This is a genomic window from Brevundimonas sp., from assembly GCF_029945885.1.
In the GTDB taxonomy this organism is placed as follows: Bacteria; Pseudomonadota; Alphaproteobacteria; order Caulobacterales; family Caulobacteraceae; genus Brevundimonas.
The window spans coordinates 360118-377837 of sequence record NZ_JAQSDK010000037.1 but is presented as its reverse complement, the minus strand read 5'-3'; the positions used below and the strand labels follow the sequence as shown (position 1 = coordinate 377837).

The 17720-nt window shown below is 66.0% G+C and carries 15 protein-coding genes, 1 pseudogene and 1 riboswitch; of the genes and pseudogenes, 8 read left to right on the top strand and 8 right to left on the bottom strand.

Annotation, left to right across the window (positions count from 1 at the left end; all coding sequences use genetic code 11):
* Positions 1 to 22 precede the first annotated feature (22 nt).
* Positions 23 to 568: a lipocalin family protein gene (locus PSV00_RS14780; protein WP_300448737.1), complete on the bottom strand. Its 546-nt coding sequence runs from the start codon at positions 566 to 568 to the stop codon at positions 23 to 25.
* Positions 569 to 732: 164 nt separating this feature from the next.
* On the opposite strand from PSV00_RS14780, the gene PSV00_RS14775 reads away from it, so the two are divergent.
* Together PSV00_RS14775 and PSV00_RS14770 are read left to right on the top strand one after the other, a co-directional pair.
* Positions 733 to 1674, top strand: a complete 942-nt coding sequence (locus tag PSV00_RS14775) for an ABC transporter ATP-binding protein (RefSeq protein ID WP_300448733.1) — start codon at positions 733 to 735, stop codon at positions 1672 to 1674.
* Positions 1671 to 2438, top strand: a complete 768-nt coding sequence (locus PSV00_RS14770) for an ABC transporter permease (RefSeq protein WP_300448730.1) — start codon at positions 1671 to 1673, stop codon at positions 2436 to 2438. Before PSV00_RS14775 ends, PSV00_RS14770 begins: the two co-directional genes overlap by 4 nt.
* Before the next feature lie 24 nt (positions 2439 to 2462).
* Here PSV00_RS14770 and PSV00_RS14765 read toward each other — a convergent pair whose 3' ends face one another.
* The 4 genes from PSV00_RS14765 to PSV00_RS14750 form a co-directional block, all read right to left on the bottom strand.
* A complete protein-coding gene (locus PSV00_RS14765; protein ID WP_300448727.1) occupies positions 2463 to 2840 on the bottom strand; it encodes a hypothetical protein in 378 nt (125 codons plus the stop codon).
* A 41-nt stretch (positions 2841 to 2881) separates the two neighbouring features.
* Positions 2882 to 3637: a ribonuclease T2 gene (locus PSV00_RS14760; protein ID WP_300448724.1), complete on the bottom strand. Its 756-nt coding sequence runs from the start codon at positions 3635 to 3637 to the stop codon at positions 2882 to 2884.
* Positions 3638 to 3656: 19 nt separating this feature from the next.
* Positions 3657 to 5171, bottom strand: coding sequence for a sodium/proline symporter PutP (putP, locus tag PSV00_RS14755; RefSeq protein WP_300448722.1), 1515 nt, complete (start codon positions 5169 to 5171; stop codon positions 3657 to 3659).
* Between the two features lie 168 nt (positions 5172 to 5339).
* Complete coding sequence (locus tag PSV00_RS14750) at positions 5340 to 5963, bottom strand: hypothetical protein (protein ID WP_300448719.1); 624 nt, start codon at positions 5961 to 5963, stop codon at positions 5340 to 5342.
* 148 nt (positions 5964 to 6111) lie between these two features.
* Between PSV00_RS14750 and PSV00_RS14745 the strand changes: the two genes are divergently transcribed.
* A complete protein-coding gene (locus PSV00_RS14745) occupies positions 6112 to 6795 on the top strand; it encodes a DsbA family oxidoreductase (protein WP_300448716.1) in 684 nt (227 codons plus the stop codon).
* Positions 6796 to 7043: 248 nt separating this feature from the next.
* Here the strand turns inward: PSV00_RS14745 and PSV00_RS14740 are convergent, their stop codons facing one another.
* Complete coding sequence (locus PSV00_RS14740; protein ID WP_300448713.1) at positions 7044 to 7511, bottom strand: hypothetical protein; 468 nt, start codon at positions 7509 to 7511, stop codon at positions 7044 to 7046.
* 594 nt (positions 7512 to 8105) lie between these two features.
* On the opposite strand from PSV00_RS14740, the gene PSV00_RS14735 reads away from it, so the two are divergent.
* On the top strand, positions 8106 to 10598 hold the full coding sequence (locus PSV00_RS14735) for a DUF4062 domain-containing protein (RefSeq protein ID WP_300448711.1): 2493 nt from the start codon (positions 8106 to 8108) through the stop codon (positions 10596 to 10598).
* A 6-nt stretch (positions 10599 to 10604) separates the two neighbouring features.
* Here PSV00_RS14735 and thiC read toward each other — a convergent pair whose 3' ends face one another.
* Complete coding sequence (thiC, locus tag PSV00_RS14730; protein ID WP_300448708.1) at positions 10605 to 12524, bottom strand: phosphomethylpyrimidine synthase ThiC; 1920 nt, start codon at positions 12522 to 12524, stop codon at positions 10605 to 10607.
* A 201-nt stretch (positions 12525 to 12725) separates the two neighbouring features.
* A riboswitch (TPP riboswitch) is annotated at positions 12726 to 12834 on the bottom strand.
* A gap of 227 nt (positions 12835 to 13061) precedes the next feature.
* Between thiC and PSV00_RS14725 the strand changes: the two genes are divergently transcribed.
* The 3 genes and pseudogenes from PSV00_RS14725 to PSV00_RS14715 form a co-directional block, all read left to right on the top strand.
* A complete protein-coding gene (locus tag PSV00_RS14725; protein ID WP_300448705.1) occupies positions 13062 to 14060 on the top strand; it encodes a D-cysteine desulfhydrase in 999 nt (332 codons plus the stop codon).
* Positions 14061 to 14210: 150 nt separating this feature from the next.
* Positions 14211 to 15278: an alpha/beta hydrolase gene (locus PSV00_RS14720; RefSeq protein ID WP_300448703.1), complete on the top strand. Its 1068-nt coding sequence runs from the start codon at positions 14211 to 14213 to the stop codon at positions 15276 to 15278.
* A gap of 52 nt (positions 15279 to 15330) precedes the next feature.
* Positions 15331 to 15594: pseudogene (locus tag PSV00_RS14715) on the top strand (pyridoxal-phosphate dependent enzyme); the annotation flags it as partial.
* 82 nt (positions 15595 to 15676) lie between these two features.
* On the opposite strand, the gene PSV00_RS14710 reads toward PSV00_RS14715, so the two are convergent.
* Positions 15677 to 16945, bottom strand: a complete 1269-nt coding sequence (locus tag PSV00_RS14710) for a DUF819 family protein (protein WP_300448701.1) — start codon at positions 16943 to 16945, stop codon at positions 15677 to 15679.
* 74 nt (positions 16946 to 17019) lie between these two features.
* Here PSV00_RS14710 and PSV00_RS14705 point away from each other — a divergent pair, with 74 nt between their 5' ends.
* Positions 17020 to 17679, top strand: a complete 660-nt coding sequence (locus PSV00_RS14705) for an amino acid racemase (protein WP_300448699.1) — start codon at positions 17020 to 17022, stop codon at positions 17677 to 17679.
* The last annotated feature ends 41 nt before the right edge of the window (positions 17680 to 17720 follow it).

The window sequence follows — 17720 nt, the reverse complement described above, 5'->3', positions numbered from 1 at the left end:
TATCCTGGACAGCGCCCACAGATCAGAAGGCGGGAAATTCGAGGCGGCTGACATCATAGCCCAGGTTTCGGGCGCGTTCGACCAATTGGGCGCGTTGCCCGGGCGTCGGCACCTCGCGGGTGTAGATCCACAGCTTGTCGAAGGTGGGGTCGGCGGAGATGAACCAGCTGTAGTCGTCGGCGTGATCCAGCACCCAGTAGTCCCAGGTGATCAGGCCCCCGACATAGCGGGCTCTCAGCTTGGCATTGGTACCGGGGTCAAGGATTTCGCCGCGGGCCCCGATCGCCTTTTCCCGCCCTGTGGGGGTTCCGACCTGGCAGGTGTCCCGGACGTCGACGCGGGTCGGGCTGACGACCGTATAGTTGGTGGCCCCGGCGACACAGCCGTCGGTCAGTCGCATCGGCAGGCGGGCGATTTCCAGCCAGCGACCGGAATAGAAGCGGTTCAGGTCGACCGTACGGGCCGGTTGCGGGGCCCGCACTTCCGACGGTCCGGGAGCGGTCACACAGGCGACCGGGCCGAGCGCCAGGACGGCGGTGACGAGGGCGAGCGAACGGATAAGGCGCATGGGGCAGTCCTTGGGCCGGAGGGCGATGATGGAGATACGGTGCTGGTTTCCCGCGGATGCGTGTCGATCGGGTTTGTTCTTTTGCCTGACGGGTTGAGCCGGCGGCGATCGACGCCATATTCGACGCGTGAGCGGTCCGGTGCCGCGAGGGGACGCTCAGACACATGCCGCCTGTCATTGCCATTGAGGGTCTGACCAAGACCTATGCCTCGGGCCTCCAGGCGTTGAAGCGGATCGATCTCGAGATCAGCAAGGGCGAGATTTTCGCCCTGCTGGGACCGAACGGTGCCGGCAAGACAACCCTGATCAGCGTGATTTGCGGCATTGTTACCCCGAGCACCGGCACGGTCCTCGCCGACGGGTTCGACATCCAGAAGGATTATCGCAAGGCCCGGTCCCGGATCGGCCTGGTGCCCCAGGAGCTGACGACCGATGCCTTCGAGACGGTGCTGGCTACGGTCACCTTCAGTCGCGGTCTGTTCGGCAAGGCCCCGAACCCGGCCTTCATCGAGCAGGTTCTGCGGGACCTCAGCCTGTGGGACAAGAAGGACGCCAAGCTGCGCACCCTGTCGGGCGGCATGAAGCGGCGGGTGATGATCGCCAAGGCCCTGAGTCACGAGCCGGACATTCTGTTTCTCGACGAACCGACAGCCGGGGTCGATGTCGAGTTGAGGCGCGACATGTGGGCCCTCGTCCGCGGACTCCGCAATCGGGGCGTGACCATCATCCTGACCACCCACTACATCGAGGAGGCCGAGGAGATGGCGGACCGGGTGGGCGTTATCCTCGGGGGGGAACTGATCCTGGTCGAGGACAAGGCGGTGCTGATGACCAAGCTCGGCCGCAAGACCCTGACCCTGAATCTGCAGGAGGTGATGACGGTGGTCCCGCCCGAACTGGCAGACTGGTCCCCGACGTTGAAGGCCGACGGGCACGAGCTGGAATATGTGTTCGACTCCAATGCCGAACGGACCGGGGTTCCGTCCCTGCTGCGCCGGCTCAGCGAACTGGGCATCGCCTTCAAGGATCTGAACACCAGCCAGAGTTCGCTGGAAGATATCTTTGTCACCCTTGTCCATCAGGACCGGACGGAGACCGCGGCATGACGTTCAACGGCTACGGCATCTGGGCCATCTACCGGTTCGAAATGGCGCGGGCCCTGCGCACCGTGTGGCAGTCGATCGTCACGCCGGTGATCACCACGGCCCTCTATTTCGTGGTGTTCGGATCGGCCATCGGCGGTCGCATGACCGAGATCGACGGCGTGCCCTACGGGGCCTTCATCGTGCCGGGCCTGATCATGCTGAGCCTGTTCACCCAGTCGATCTTCAACGCCAGTTTCGGCATCTATTTTCCCAAATTCACCGGCACGATCTACGAGATCCTGTCCGCACCGGTCTCGCCGCTGGAGATTGTCGCGGCCTATGTCGGGGCGGCGGCGACCAAGTCGGCCCTGCTGGGGTTGATCATCCTGGCCACCGCGACCCTGTTCGTGCCGCTGCACATCCTGCACCCGGTCTGGATGCTGGCCTTCCTGGTGTTGATCTCGGTGACCTTCAGCCTGTTTGGCTTCATCATCGGCATCTGGGCTGACGGGTTCGAGCAGCTGCAGATGATCCCGATGCTGGTGGTGACCCCCCTGACCTTCCTGGGCGGATCATTCTATTCGATCGACATGCTGCCGCCCGTCTGGCGGACGGTGACCCTGTTCAATCCGGTGGTCTATCTGATCTCGGGTTTCCGCTGGGCCTTCTTCGGCACCAGTGATGTGGGGGTGGTGATCAGTATGACGGCGACACTGGGCTTCTTCTTCACCTGCCTGGCCGTCGTGGGCTGGATGTTCAAGACCGGCTACCGTCTGAAGAGCTGACGGTGCCGGCCGGAACGCGAGTGGTTATTTGATGATCAGATAGCCGCGCTCGACCATGCGCCGCATCGCTTCATAGGCCTCGGCCAGTTCCTCGAAGGCGTTGCGATGGGCGGTGAGGCGGGCGGTCTGGTCGGGTGTGACCGGTGAGCCGGACTCCGACAGACGCAGCGCCTCGGCGGCCCATTTTCCCCGGGCGTTGGCGGTCATGATGGCCAGGCGCTGGAAGGTGGCGGCGTCGACGTGGCCGAGCATCTGGCCGATCACCTCCCGGTTCGAGATGAAGGCGGCGTAGTCGATCTGCTCCAGCAGTCCGCGCAGGCGGCGCTGCTCTTGGGGATCGGTGTCCTGCGGCTCGAAATGGTCGCGGGCGCGGCGGTAGCTGGATGTCTGAACGGTCGACATGGTCCTTCTCCGGTCTCTGGAGTGAGGCTGCGCCCGTCGGGTTAACGGGCCGTTGCGGTGCCGCTGGGCGCGAGTCGGAGTCTTTGCCGGTCCGGCGCGCCCGTGCCGCGCGGACAGGGGATGCGGGCGAAGTCTGCCGCGTAGCAGAGCCGGACCTCGCGCAGCCAGATGTCGTCGGCCAGGACCACGGCGATACCGGCGCGCGGCAGACCGGGGTTGGCGGCCACGAAGGCGTCGCGGATGGCCCCGGCGGTCAGGCGATCGGCGGGAATGGCCTCGAGGTCCGGCTTGACCAGGGCGTTCCACAGGCTGGAGGCGCGCGCGAAATAGGCCTCGGCACTGGCCCAGCCGCAGGTGCCGTGCGCGGCCCATTCATGCTGCTGCAGGGTCGGGGAGGGGGTCATGCAGAAATTGGCGCGCACGGTGGCCGGCTGCAGGGCGGGGGCCGGGCCGCAGTAGCGCGGGTGGCGGTCTGCCGGGCCGTTGGGCCACAGGCCGTGCAGGGTCAGGCCGAAGCGGTTGTCGCGGCACTGCAGTTCGGGGTCGGGATAGTCCTTGCCACTGCGGCAGGCCTGGGGTGACCAGCTGAGGGCCAGCAGGTGGTAGGCGGTGTCGACGTCGCGAACGATTTCGTCCGCCGGGGGGTCATAGGGGCGGGCCGGCGTCAGACCCGTGGGGATGTCGCACCGGGCCGCGTCGGCGGTGACAACGACGGGATCAGGCGGCGCTGCCGACTCGCAGGCGGCGAGTGCGACCAGCAGGGCGAGAGCGGCGGCGCGGGACAGCGGTCGGATCATGACGGTCCCGCGCCTCCGGTCAGACGGGTTTGCGCGGGCCGCGGGCCTCGGCCAGGCCGGCGACGACGGCGTCGAAGGTCTCGGCGACCTCGCCGGTCGGGGCCTTGCCCATCAGGCTGACCACGACGATGGCGATGAAGCTGAAGGCGAAGCCGGGCACGATCTCGTAGATCAGGCTGCTGAGGGTCGCGCCGCCGGCCAGCAGGGGCGCATAGCCCCACACCAGGACGGTGGCGGCGCCGACGATCATGCCGGCCAGGGCCCCGTTGCGGGTCATCCGCTTCCAGGTCAGGGACAGGACCACCAGCGGGCCGAAGGCGGCGCCGAAGCCGGCCCAGGCCTGGGATACCAGGTTGAGCACGCTGTTGGCGGGGTTCCAGGCGAGGACGCCGGCGGCCACGGCCACGGCCAGGACCGAAATCCGGCCGACCAGCACCAGTTCCTTCTGCGGCGCATCCTTGCGCAGGAAGATGGCGTAGAAATCCTCGGTCAGGGAGCTGGAGGAGACCAGCAGCTGCGAGGAGATGGTGCTCATGATGGCGGCGAGGATGGCGGCCAGCAGGAAGCCGGTGACCAGCGGGTTGAACAGCACGTCGGACAGGATGATGAAGATGGTCTCGGGGTCGGTGACCTCAAGTCCGGTGCGGGTGGCATAGGCGAGGCCGGCCAGGCCGGTGCCGAGGGCCCCCAGCAGGGTGACCAGCATCCAGCCCATGCCGATGTTGCGCATCATGGGCACGTCGCGCACCGAACGCACGGCCATGAAGCGGACGATGATGTGCGGCTGGCCGAAATAGCCGAGGCCCCAGGCCATGGCCGATATCACGCTGATCACGGTCGCCCCCTTGAACAGGTCGAGCAGGCCGGGATCGATGCCGCGGATGGTTCCGGTCATGCCCTCGACGCCACCGACGTGGGTCAGGGCCACCACGGGCACCAGGACCAGGGCGATGAACATGATGCAGCCCTGGACGAAGTCGGTCAGGCTGACGGCCATGAAGCCGCCCAGCAATGTGTAGGCCATGACCACGCCGGCGGTGATCAGCAGGCCCCAGCTGTAGTCGAGGCCGAAGGCGCTCTCGAACAGCTTGCCGCCGGCGACCAGGCCGGACGAGGTGTAGAGGGTGAAGAAGACGACGATGACGATCGAGGAAATGACCCGCAGCATCCGCGAATTATCGAGGAACCGCTTGTCGAAATAGTCGGGGATGGTCAGGGCGTCGCGGGCCAGTTCGGTATAGAGGCGCAGGCGCGGGGCGACGATCAGGTAGTTGGCGAAGGCCCCGATGAACAGGCCGATGGCGATCCAGGCCGAGGACAGGCCGCTGAGATACATGGCACCGGGCAGACCCAGCAGCATCCAGCCGCTCATGTCCGAGGCCCCCGCGGACAGCGAGGCGACGGCCGGGCCGAGGCGGCGACCGCCGAGGATGTAGCCGGACACGTCGCTGGTCGATTCCCTGTAGGCGTACAGGCCGATGGCCAGCATCAGCACGAAATACAGGCCGAGGGTGATGAATGATCCGATTTCCATCCCCCTTGGGTAGCAGCGTTGCGGCAAGGGGGACAAGTCGGGAGGATTTCACCGGGTTCCGGCGGGGCTTCGCCCGTCATCGCCCGGGCGGGTCCGGATCGGGCATCCCCCCTCACCCCGGCCCCCCTCCCGCCGGGAGAGGGGCGATTTCAACATCCGTGTCAGCCCCTACCGGAACACGCAGGACACCCCGGCCCAGAGGGCGGTGACCCTGGCCGAGGCGGTGGTGCCGGACAGGGTGCCGAAGATGTCGGCCGAGGCGAATTCGGGGCCGATGGAGTCGTTCATGACCGAGACATCGGGCCAGGCGGCGCGGACCTCGGCCAGGGTCGAGCCGACGTGGATGTCCTGGACCGTGCTGAAGCCGGCGGGGGCCTGTTCGCCGGCCCACCAGCCGGCGAATTTGCCGTCCTGGAAGGCCAGGGTGAGGTCGTCGTCCCAGCGGGCGAACTGGACCGGACCGGCCCCGCATTCGTCATTGCTGTCGGTGTGGGGGGCGGTGCCGCCGTGCAGGCCGGTCATATAGGCGATCACCGTGGCCCGGGGCGCGCCGAAGCTGAGCTTGAGGCCGGTGCCGCCACCGCCGGGGTTGGCGGGCATGAAGCCGTCACCTTCCAGCAGGATGGCGGTGACGCCGGCGGCCGGGGCGGCGGGATCGCCGGCCGGGACGGGCCGGGCGACGACGGGCGGATCGGCCGGGGTCTGGCCCGGCGTCTCGGCGGCGGGGCTGCAGGCGACGAGGCCGAGGGCGGCCGCGAGGGCGAGGGCGGGGGTCAGGGCTGATGGTTTCATGGGGGCGCAGCCTAACGGGGCGGGGGCGGTTTGTGAACCGGTGGTATGGGAGCATCCCGTCTCCCCTTGCGGGAGAAGGACGTGAGGGGATGGCTGGCCCCGGCGCATCCGACACCCATATGCGGTCTCCCCCAACGGAGCCGCCACCATGACCCGCACCCTGAAGATCGATTTCGTTTCGGACATTGTCTGCCCCTGGTGCGTGGTGGGTCTGGGCGGGCTGGAGGGGGCGCTGGCGCGGCTGAAGGGCGAGGGGATCGCGGCCGACATCACCTTCCGGCCGTTCGAGCTGAACCCGCAGATGGCCCCCGAGGGCGAGAACATCGTCGAACACGTCGGCCGCAAATACGGCTCGACCCCGGAACAGTCGGCCGGGGCGCGGCAGCTGATCCATGACAAGGCGGCCGCGGTCGGTTTCACCATGAAGTCCGGGCCGGACAGCCGGATCTGGAACACCTTCGACAGCCACCGGCTGCTGCACTGGGCGGGTGAGGTCGCCGACGGCGGCAGTCCGGCCCTGCAGCGGGCGCTGACGGGCGCGCTGTTCGACGCCCATTTCACCCGCGGTCTGAACCTGACCGACTCCGCGGTCCTGGCCGATGCGGCGGCGGCGGCGGGGCTGGATCGCGGCCAGGCGCTCGAGGTGCTGGCCGAGGGGCGGTATGCCGAGGCCGTGCGCGCCGACGAGACCCTGTGGACCTCGCGCGGCATCAGCTCGGTCCCGGCGGTGGTGATCGACGGCAAATATATGATCAGCGGCGGCCAGTCGGTCGATGTGTTCGAACAGGCGCTGCGCAAGATCGCGGGGGATATGGCGGCGGCCGAAACCTGATCCCTCTCCCCTTGTGGGCGACGGTGCCCCCGTGAGGGGGCGGATGAGGGGTGGGACACCGCTTCATCCGACAATCCGCCGATCGTCACGGACCGGAGACGCGGCACCAGCCCCCTCATCCGTCTCGCTCCGCGAGCCACCCGTCGTCCGATCGCAATGCGATCGTTCCTCCACCCACGAGGGGAGAAGGGAATTCGGACCGGGGGGGCGGACGAAAAAACAGGGTCCACTCGGTCCACTGGGTCCACTCAGTCCACATGACCGGCCGGGCCGGGGCCGTGTCGCTGCGCCCACAGCCGCTGTTCCTGTTCGGCCAGCTGGGCCTCGATCGCCTGTTCGGCCTCGAGCGCCAGGCGGACGCGGCGCCAGCGCAGGGCCTCGGTGGCCCGGCCGCGCATGATCGCCCGCAGCATGCGGCGGTGGGCGACATGGGTCAGCTGGTACAGCTCGACCCGGTCGAGGTCGCCGGCGACCATGTCCTCGAGCATCAGCCCCTCGTCATCGGGGTCCAGGGTTTGCGGCGGGGTCCACGGCAGGTCGGCCCGGCGCCAGCCCTCGCGCGCGGCCCGGTTGCGCATCGCCGTCAGCCCGACCCCGTGGCGGCGACAGGCCTCGGCCGCCGGCAGGCCGGACAGATAGTCGGCCCGCACCCGCGCCCAGACATCGTCGGGGGCGCTGCGGGGACTGGCGCGGTGCGGGGTCGGGGCGTCGGACATCCTGGGGCCTCCCGGAGGTGGAACGGGCAGGGCTAGCACGCGGGGACGTCAGGATCGGGCGTGGGGGCGGGGGTTGGGGGATGGGGTGTGGGGTGTCGGGTGTGGGGTGTCTCCTCCCTGTCGCGCAGCGATGGGGAGGTGGCAGGGCGCGGCTTCGCGCCCTGACGGAGGGGCGGGGGGCAGCACGGTCGGGGCGGTGTGTGGGGCCAGTGCCCCTCCACCGCTGCGCGGTCCCCCTCCCCATGGTGGCTCGCGAAGCGAGACGGATGAGGGGTTTCGCCGCTATCGAAAGTCAGCGACCGCCAGTGAAGCGCCAATCCCCATCCGCCGGTGCGACCCCTCATCCGTCAGCCTTCGGCTGCCACCTTCTCCCGCAAGGGGAGAAGGATCGGTGATGGGGGTCTCGCGCGGGATCAACGGCGTGCCCGCCGGGGTGGTGGAGGGGAAGGGACTGATCTCGGGCGGGCAGCCGGCGGGGGTTTTTGAGGAGGCGTTGCGGGGGATAGCAGGGGGAGGGGTGAGCGCTCGAGCCGGTTTGACCTAATCCCTGAATGGTCACGATCCTAGTATCCGCGGCTCAAACAAGCCTATCGTGTGAACACTTCGAATCGCGCTGAGGTTGGGCATCAGGTGTCGAGCACACGAAATATCGTCAAGGTGTTCTTGGCGTCACCGGGCGATCTTACAGATGAACGAAAGGCCGCCAAGGGTGTGGTCGATGAGTTCAATGTGACCTGGGCTGATAAGCTTGGGTATCAAGTTCAGCTCGTGGGATGGGAGGATACGGTTTCGATTTGGGGGCGCCCCCAGGAATCGATCAATCGCGACTTGGAGAAGTGCGAACTCTTCATCGGAATGATGTGGAAAAAGTGGGGAACACCGCCATCAAAGTCGGGCCCCCACACCTCAGGTTTCGAAGAGGAGTTTCGACTCACGTTTGAGCGCAGGGCAAGCACAGGCAAGCCCGATATGAGCCTGTTTTTTAAGGCTATCCCAGACGATATGCTCCAAGATCCCGGCGCGGAACTGAGAAAGGTCCTCGATTTCAGAGCGGAAATCATTGCGGACAAATCAATACTGTTTCAGTCATTCTCTAATATACGAGAGCTGGAGCAGCTCGTTCGCCGAAAGATATCGGCTTATGTGCAGGCCTTGTATAACGACGATGAGAAGGTCGATTCAGATGCCTCTATAAAAGGCAATTTATCAGCAGCCAGTCACTCGGTGTCCGAACAAAAAGCTGTGGGCCGCCTTCTGTGGAAGCAGGAGAGTGATTTTCTTGCTGATCTGATCGAGCGTGATGATCAATCATTTACGGTACCGGAAGAGGTCGCGCGTTTGCGGCTGATCTCGCATGGGCTTGCTCATTCGAACAACGACATGGATCCTATTGGTCCCCACGATGCGAACATCATATTCGCGGCGCGCCGTGCACTAACCTTGAGCGGCAGGGAGGCAAGCAGCCTCCTGGATGCCGGTCTTTCCCGCATCGAACAGCAAAATGCACCGCTTTGGCATTGGCTTTTTAGCCTTCCGGCGAGCGACATCGAGGAACGCCTAGTTGTAGAATCCCTCGCGGGACGAACGGACAACATTAAATCTGGTGCTCTCAGAGTGATGATGCTGGGAAATTTCACTATTGACTGCCTGTCCTGGAACGCCCGGGATCGGATAATCGATAGCTGGTTGTCCAAAGATACGGCTGCGGCGGTTAAGAAGGCTGCTCTGTCATATCTCTCACATATGGGGCGCGAGGAAGACATCCCGCAGCTACGCAGAGAGTATGACAAAGGCGATCACTCGACAGTTCGATCCGCCGCGGAAGCAATTTTATGTATAAGTATGCGACAAGGGAAGTCTACGGCGGTTGAAGCGCTGCTCGATCTCCAATTTGATGTTGCCAGTGAATTCATTCTGGCATCAGTCACTGATGCTCTGTCAATCGCCACTGAGGATCAATTAGTCCAAGCTGCTGCATATCGAACGTCAAATGTCCGGATGGCTGCGCTAAACGAATTGGTCAATCGAAAATCGACCAGAATTGAGCTCTACGAGCACCTGCTGGACGACAGCAGTTCTGATGTCCGGTACTCCGCTCTAACGGCGCTTGAACAGACCGGTAGGGTATTTGCGCTTGCTGAAGCTAAGGCGATCATCATCAAACCCAAGTCAAATGCCTTCTCACTGGGATGGTCTGGAGCAGACAGCGCGGCCGAAGATCATTGGAAGACCTATAGGTCCAATGCCTACTCCAAGCTTTCTGTCTCGGAACTGCTGGACGCGTACGAAGCAGACGGCCCTCTGGAGCATCAAGCCTACATTGCGTTGGCCAAGAAGTATAAAGGTGGGGTGCCTTTTGATATCCGGAAGGACTTAGAAGACAGCTTTGCCGTGCGAACGGAAAGCATGCTGGAAGCCTTTGAGAATAAATACGGTGGCCTGGCATCCGACTTGGTAGGCAGAACTCGGCAGCTGTCGGAATATACCCGAAAGGGGTTCTTTCGCAGCGCTCTGGATGTTCTCTGCGAGTTTGGCGAGCCTCAAGACTTGGCGCTGGTGAGACGCGCGGTCGATGGGAAATTCGCGGACGCGGGACAGGCCGAGATAGACTTTTTGAAGCGCTTCGGAGACTGGTCCGATATTCCGAGGGTCGCCGCTATCGCAGATCGTCAAACAAGCTTCCTAGTCTCTATGAGCGGAGTACGAGTTCGTACGCTTAAGGCGGCCGGGAAGACAATTGTTCGGCTCGCGGGCAATCGCATCGAGGAAATGTTGGGCCTTCTCATAGCGCCATCGGTGCTGGAGTACGTCATTGCAGAGTTGCCCATGACCAAGCTTCGCAATGTAAGCGATGATACGTTGATACCTATACTGCTGAACGGAGTAGACAGTCTTCGTCGAACCGCGTCCGTCAGGGTTGTCCAATCGCTGACGAAGCAAAGGCTCTCAAAGCTATTGGACGCGTATATCGGCACCGCCGGAATGAGATACTACAATACGATCTTTTGGTTGGATCTTGGCGTATCAGCGCATTCGGTGGAGCAAAGAGGTCGGATAGCCGGCAGTGCGCTAGCTAACGCTACCTAGCCCCCCTCACACCTTCACCTCCACCACACTCCCGCCCGCGCGGAATTTGGCCGACATCTCCGCCATCCCCTTCTCCGCCTCATCCGCCAGCGAACCCCCCGCATCATTCTGCGCCGCCGCGTCCCGGCGGATGTCCTGGCTGATCTTCATGCTGCAGAATTTCGGGCCGCACATGGAGCAGAAATGGGCGGTCTTGTGGGCCTCTTTCGGCAGGGTGGCGTCGTGGTATTTGCGCGCGGTCTCGGGGTCGAGGCCGAGGTTGAACTGGTCTTCCCAGCGGAACTCGAACCGGGCGCGGCTGAGGGCGTCGTCGTGCAGGCGGGCGGCCGGGTGGCCCTTGGCCAGGTCGGCGGCGTGGGCGGCGATCTTGTAGGTGATGACGCCGTCCTTGACGTCCTGGCGGTCGGGCAGGCCGAGGTGTTCCTTGGGCGTGACGTAGCAGAGCATGGCCGTGCCGAACCAGCCGATCATGGCCGCCCCGATCGCGGAGGTGATGTGGTCATAGCCGGGGGCGATGTCGGTGGTCAGGGGGCCCAGGGTGTAGAAGGGGGCCTCGTGGCAGTGTTTCAGCTGCTCATCCATATTGGCCTTGATCTTGTGCATCGGCACATGGCCGGGGCCCTCGATCATGACCTGGCAGCCTTTCGCCCAGGCGATCTTGGTCAGCTCGCCGAGGGTGCGCAGCTCGGCGAACTGGGCCTCGTCATTGGCGTCGGCGATGGAGCCGGGGCGCAGGCCGTCGCCGAGGCTGAAGCTGACGTCATAGGCCCGCATGATGTCGCAGATGTCCTCGAAATGCTCGTAGAGGAAGGACTCGCGGTGATGCGACAGGCACCACTTCGCCATGATCGAGCCGCCGCGTGAGACGATGCCGGTGACGCGTTTCGCCGTCATCGGCACGAAGGGCAGGCGCACGCCGGCGTGGATGGTGAAATAGTCGACGCCCTGTTCGGCCTGTTCGATCAGGGTGTCGCGGAACACCTCCCAGGTCAGGTCCTCGGCGACGCCGTTGACCTTCTCCAGCGCCTGGTAGATCGGCACGGTGCCGATCGGGACCGAGCTGTTGCGCACGATCCAGTCGCGGATGTTGTGGATGTTGCGGCCGGTCGACAGGTCCATGACGTTGTCGGCGCCCCAGCGGGTGGCCCAGACCAGTTTGTCGACCTCGTCGTCGACCGAGGACAGGACGGCGCTGTTGCCGATGTTGGCGTTGATCTTCACCAGGAAGTTGCGGCCGATGATCATCGGCTCGACCTCGGGGTGGTTGATGTTGTGGGGGATGATCGCCCGGCCGCGGGCGATCTCGGAGCGGACGAATTCGGGGGTGACGTAGTCGGGGATCTCGGCCCCGAAGGGTTCGCCGTCTCTGGGGGTGTGGGGTGTGGGGTGTGGGGTGTGGGGAAGAGGCACGGTTGAGCCGTCGGCCAGGGTGACGCTTCCCCCATCCCCCACACCCGACACCCCACGCCCTTCTTCCCGGCGCAGGTTCTCGCGGATGGCGACGTATTCCATCTCGGGCGTGATGATGCCGGCGTTGGCGTATTCGTACTGGGTGACCGGGCGGCCCTCGACCCCCTTGAACACCTTGTGGTTGGAGGTGTCGAAGCGTGGGGCCAGGTTCTTGCCGCTGGCGTGGCCGTTGTCCTCGGGCTTGACCTCACGCGGGTTCAGCACCGGGGCGATGTCGCCGCGGTCGAGCTGCCACGACGACTTGACCAGGGGCAGGCCCTTCTTGATGTCGATGGTCACGGTCGGGTCGGTATAGGGGCCGGACGGGTCATAGATGGTCAGCGGCGGCTCATTGGCGCTGGGGTGCAGGGCCACCTCGCGGAAGGGGACGCGGAGGTCGGGGTAGAGTTCGCCCGAGGCATAGACCTTCCTCGACCCGGCGCGCTCGCCGGTCGGGATGGTGCCGGTCTCGCGCATGACCTCGTCGCGGGCGTCTTTAAGGGGGAGGCTATCGCTCGCGACGCGGTCGCTCGCTGCCTGAGCCTCTTGAGCCTCGGACGTTTTGGGGGGCGTGACGACGATGTTCATGGCGGCCTCTGCGTTGGAGGTCTGCCGGCGCCGGACGGGCCGGGCCGAGGCCCGGGTCCCCGCCTGCGCGGGGATGAGCGGACCCGTGGAGTCCGCGCGTGTTTCCCATCCCTTCGCCGGCATGACCCGGATCAGGTTCGACGGGTCAGGCGATCACGCCAATCTCAGCCGCTTGGATGCGACCCCCCGGAGAACGCGTCGACGATAGGCCGGTGCGGGGCGGCTGTCGAGCGGGGCGGTGGGAGGAAGGGCGGCGGCCCGGCCTGCGTCGGGGGGGCGTTGACAGGACCGGGCCGCCGGATCTCCCGGGAATGGGGATCATCCGGGAGTTCCACTGACTAAACCGCGTTCGCCGGGATTGGTTCCGGGGGCTTCATTGCCGTGGGGATCGGGTCTAGGGACGGGGGGCCTTTCCGGAGCCCGCCCATGCATCTCGCCCGCTTTCCCCGTATCCGCCTGGCCCATCTGCCGACGCCGCTGGAGCCTTTGCCGCGGCTGAGCGAGGTACTGGGCGTCGAACTGTGGATCAAGCGCGATGACTGCACCGGCCTGGCCGGCGGCGGCAACAAGACGCGCAAGCTGGAATTCCTGCTGGGCGAGGCCTTCGAACTGGAGGCCGACACCCTGGTGACCCAGGGGGCGGTGCAGTCGAACCACGTGCGCCAGACGGCGGCGGCGGCGGCGGCGCACGGGCTGAAATGCGAGGTCATTCTGGAAGAGCGGACCGGCTCCAGGGCCACCGACTATGTCCACAACGGCAATGTGCTGATGGACCGGCTGTTCGGGGCCGGCATCCGCACCGTGCCGGGCGGGTCGGACATGACCGCCGAACTGGAAAAGACCGCGGCCGAGGTGCGGGCCCGCGGCGGCAAGCCTTACATCATCCCCGGCGGCGGCTCGAACCCGGTCGGGGCCCTGGGCTATGTCGACTGCGCCCGCGAGATCGTGGTCCAGGCCGATGAGCTGGACATGCCGATCGACCGCATCATCACCGCCACCGGCAGCGCCGGGACCCAGGCCGGTCTGGTCGCCGGCCTGGCGGTGATGGGGGCGGACATTCCGGTGCTGGGCATCGGCGTGCGGGCCCCGAAGGCGAGGCAGGAAGAGAATGTGCTGAAGCTGGCGCGCGAGACGGCGGCCCTGCTGGGGCGGCCCGACGCGGTGACGCCCGCGATGGTGGTGGCCGACTGCGACTATGTCGGTGCGGGCTACGGCCTGATCGACGACGCGGTGATCGCGGCGCTGAAACTGGCGGCGCGCACCGATGGCATCGTGCTGGACCCGGTCTATACCGGCAAGGCGATGAAGGGGCTGATCGCCCTGGCGAAGGCCGGCCGGTTCGAGAACGAGACGGTGGTCTTTCTGCACACCGGCGGGGCCCAGGGCCTGTTCGGCTACCAGGGGGAGATCGAGGGCGCGCTCTAGGGGGCGGGGGCTGGCCGGGCGGAACCATGGAAAGCGGGCCGATGTCGAAAAGGCTGCGGCACCGACTTTGTTGATTGCCCCGGTCGGCTGGCGTTCGTAGGAGGGCGTGTCGCCCGTATCCAGCGGCCGGCAGGATCGCCCGGGGGCACCATGAGAATTCCAGGTTTGATGGCCGCGGCATTGCTGCTGTTCGGCACGACCGTCGGCGCAGCACAGGCGGTGGAGCCCGCAGGCGTGTGTCCGGCACCGGGCCAGCCGGTCCACGAGTCGAGCCTGGTCACCATCGGCGGCATAGAGCAGTGGGTGGTCGTCGACGGGGCGGACTGCAGCAACCCCGTGCTGCTGATCGTGCATGGCGGGCCCGGCAACCCCAACACGCCTTTCGCTCGCAATGTGTTCGGCAGCTGGGAGACGGATTTCACCATTGTTCAATGGGACCAGCGCGGTTCGGGCAAGACCTATGCGGCCAGCCCGCCGGCCGAGGACGAAGCCCTGACCCTGGAAGCACTGTCGGCGGATGGCGTCGAGGTGGCGCGCTACGCCCTTGAACGGTTCGGCAAGCGCAAGGTCATCCTGATGGGCGGGTCCTGGGGCTCGGTCCTGGCGACACATATGGCGATGGCGGCCCCCGACCTGTTCCACGCCTATGTCGGCACCGGGCAGATGGTGAACTATCAGGACAGCCTGAGGATCAGCTACGGCCGCACGACGACCCTGGCCGCGGCATCCGGCGACGGCGATGCCCTCGCCAAGCTTGAGGCCCTCGGCCCCCCGCCCTGGACCAATCCCCGCGCCTTTGGCATCCTGCGTCGCATCACGCGCAAATATGAGGCCCTGGTCAGCGAACCGGCACCCGAGGGCTGGTTCACCTTTGGTCCGGGCTATGACACCCCGGCCTACGCCGCCGACTATGAGGCGGGCGAGGACTATTCGTTTTTCCAGTTCGTGGGTCCGGCCAATAACGGCATCGCCTCCGGGATCGATCTTCGGACACTGGGGACCGCGTTCGCCATGCCGGTCTACCTGCTGCAGGGCGAGGTGGATCTGGTAACCCCGCCCGAGCTGTCGCGGGCCTATTTCGACGACCTCTCGGCACCGGAAAAGACCTATGTGCCGCTCGCCCGAACCGGCCATGATCCCAATCCGATCATGATCGAGGCGCAGCACGCGGCGCTGAGGCAATTGCGCGCTGCAGCGGTGATAACGGACCAACGCTGAGAGGCATGGGCTGCCCATTCCAGCGATCAGGCCAGGCGGCCGACACGATGCGGTGACGGCGGACATGGTGGTGGCCGACTGTGACTATGTCGGTGACGGCTATGGCCTGATCGACGACGCGGTGATCGCGGCGCTGAAACTGGCGGCGCGGACGGACGGGATCGTGCTGGACCCGGTCTATACCGGCAAGGCGATGAAGGGGCTGATCGCCCTGGCGAAGGCCGGCCGGTTCGAGAACGAGACGGTGGTCTTCCTGCACACCGGCGGGGCGCAGGGGCTGTTCGGCTACCAGGGGGAGATCGAGGGGGCGCTCTAGGGCAGCGTCATCGGACAAGGCCGAACGCGCTTCAATATCCGCACACCCCCGCCTTCGCGGGGATGTGCGGATATTGGCGGGTCTACCCCGCCCCCGCCGCGATCTGCATCATCACCAGGCCGGTGAACCAGGCGGCCGCCGTGCCGACGATATAGCCGACCACGGCCAGCAGGACGCCGACCGGGGCGAGCGAAGGGTGGAAGGCGGCGGCGGCGACCGGGGCTGACGCCGCCCCGCCGATATTGGCCATCGAGCCGACGCCGAGGAAGAAGCTGGGCGAGCGGATCAGGAAGGCCATGCCGAACATCAGGGCCACGTGGACCAGCATCCAGACGCCGCCGATCAGGAAATAGACGGGCGAATCGAGAATGGCACCGATGTTCATGTTCAGACCGACCGTGGCGACCAGCACATAGACGAACACCGAACCGACCTTGGACGCGCCGGGACCCTGCAGCTTGCGGGCACCGGTGAAGGACAGGACCACGCCGATGATCGTGGCGGTCAGCACCAGCCAGAAGAAGCTGGAGTCGAACGACAGGCGCTGGGCCCATTCGAAGGTCGATCCGAACCAGGCGGACAGGGGATCGGCGATGGCGTGTGACAGGCCGACCGCACCGAAGCCGACGGCGAGGATGAAGATCAGGTCCTTCAGCGACGGGATGCGGGCGTGTTCCAGCTCATAGGCCTCGGCCTTGTCGCGGACGCGGTCGACTGCGGAGGCGTCGGCGCGGAACAGTCTGTCCATGGTGCGCTGGTTGGCGGCGATCCACAGCACGACGGCCATCCAGATGTTGGCGACGACGACGTCGACGGCGATCCAGATCGAGAAGGTGTCGGGACCGGCCCCGTAGATCTCGTACAGGGCGGTCTGGTTGGCCGAGCCGCCGATCCAGCTGCCGGCGACCGTGGCCATGCCGCGCCAGATGGCCTCGGGCCCGGCCCCCATCAGCTCCGGCGCGATCCAGCTGGTCAGCAGCAGGGCGACCGGGCCGCCGATCATCACCCCGACGGTGCCGGTGGCGAACATGATCAGGGCCTTGGGGCCGAGACCGAACACCGCCGGCAGGTCGGCCGAGACGGTCAGCAGCACGAGGGCGGCGGGCAGCAGGAAGCGCGAGGCGATGAAATAGAGGCGCGAGGTCTCGGGATCGACCACGCCGAAGGTGGTCAGCAGCGAGGGCAGGAAATAGCAGAGCAGCAGGGCCGGAATCACGGTGAAGAACCGCTTCACCCAGGGGTGGGTCAGGTTCGAGGCCCAGAACACGCCGCCCAGTATGACGGCCAGCAGGCCGAGCACGACGGCGTCGTTGGTGATCAGGGCTGTGGGCCCGGCGGGATCAATGGCCATACTTTTCTCCGGTCTTCTGGGGCATAAGGACAATATCGCGGCAATTCAGCAAGTCGCGACGAGGAGAATTGACGATGCGGGTACTGGGTGTTCTGGGCGGAATGGGACCGGCGGCGACCGTCGCCTTCCTGGCGCGGGTGCAGGCGCTGACCCCGGCCGAGGGCGATCTGGATCACATCCGCATGCTGGTCGACATCAATCCGCAGGTACCGGACCGGACCCGAGCGCCCGAGGCCGCCGACCATATGCTGGGCGAGATGGCGGCGCGTCTGCGCGAGGCCGGGGCCCAGGTCCTGGCCATGCCGTGCAACACCGCCCACGCCCAGTCGACCAGTTTGCGGGCCATCGGCCTGCCCTTCATCGACATGATCGCCGAGACCACCGCGGCCGCCACCGCCGGCGGGGCCAAGAAGGTCGGCGTGCTGGCCACCCCGGGCGGCGAGGCCCTGTACACCACGGCCCTGGCCGGACAGGGGGCCAAGATCGTGCGTCTGGGCGGGGCCAATCGTCAGGCCTTCATGGCCTGTGTGATGGCGGTCAAACGCGGCGACACCGGCAAGGCCCCCAAGGCCGAGATGCGCCGGCTGGCCGCGGCCCTGGTCGCGGGCGGGGCCGAGGTGGTCATCGCCGGCTGCACCGAGGTGCCCCTGCTGCTGGGCCCCAAGGACGTGTCTGTGCCCCTGTTTGATTCGGCCGAGGTTCTGGCCCAGGCCTGCGTGAAGGCCTGCCGCTAGAAACGGTTGCCGTTCGCCGCGACGCTCGCCAAAGCTGGCGG

Bases quoted from the DNA above. Each gene is read 5' to 3' on its own strand.
- PSV00_RS14780 (WP_300448737.1), bottom strand. From the start codon at position 568: ATGCGCCTTATCCGTTCGCTCGCCCTCGTCACCGCCGTCCTGGCGCTC.
- PSV00_RS14775 (WP_300448733.1), top strand. From the start codon at position 733: ATGCCGCCTGTCATTGCCATTGAGGGTCTGACCAAGACCTATGCCTCG.
- PSV00_RS14770 (WP_300448730.1), top strand. From the start codon at position 1,671: ATGACGTTCAACGGCTACGGCATCTGGGCCATCTACCGGTTCGAAATG.
- PSV00_RS14765 (WP_300448727.1), bottom strand. From the start codon at position 2,840: ATGTCGACCGTTCAGACATCCAGCTACCGCCGCGCCCGCGACCATTTC.
- PSV00_RS14760 (WP_300448724.1), bottom strand. From the start codon at position 3,637: ATGATCCGACCGCTGTCCCGCGCCGCCGCTCTCGCCCTGCTGGTCGCA.
- putP (WP_300448722.1), bottom strand. From the start codon at position 5,171: ATGGAAATCGGATCATTCATCACCCTCGGCCTGTATTTCGTGCTGATG.
- PSV00_RS14750 (WP_300448719.1), bottom strand. From the start codon at position 5,963: ATGAAACCATCAGCCCTGACCCCCGCCCTCGCCCTCGCGGCCGCCCTC.
- PSV00_RS14745 (WP_300448716.1), top strand. From the start codon at position 6,112: ATGACCCGCACCCTGAAGATCGATTTCGTTTCGGACATTGTCTGCCCC.
- PSV00_RS14740 (WP_300448713.1), bottom strand. From the start codon at position 7,511: ATGTCCGACGCCCCGACCCCGCACCGCGCCAGTCCCCGCAGCGCCCCC.
- thiC (WP_300448708.1), bottom strand. From the start codon at position 12,524: ATGCGCGAGACCGGCACCATCCCGACCGGCGAGCGCGCCGGGTCGAGG.
- PSV00_RS14725 (WP_300448705.1), top strand. From the start codon at position 13,062: ATGCATCTCGCCCGCTTTCCCCGTATCCGCCTGGCCCATCTGCCGACG.
- PSV00_RS14720 (WP_300448703.1), top strand. From the start codon at position 14,211: ATGAGAATTCCAGGTTTGATGGCCGCGGCATTGCTGCTGTTCGGCACG.
- PSV00_RS14710 (WP_300448701.1), bottom strand. From the start codon at position 16,945: ATGGCCATTGATCCCGCCGGGCCCACAGCCCTGATCACCAACGACGCC.
- PSV00_RS14705 (WP_300448699.1), top strand. From the start codon at position 17,020: ATGCGGGTACTGGGTGTTCTGGGCGGAATGGGACCGGCGGCGACCGTC.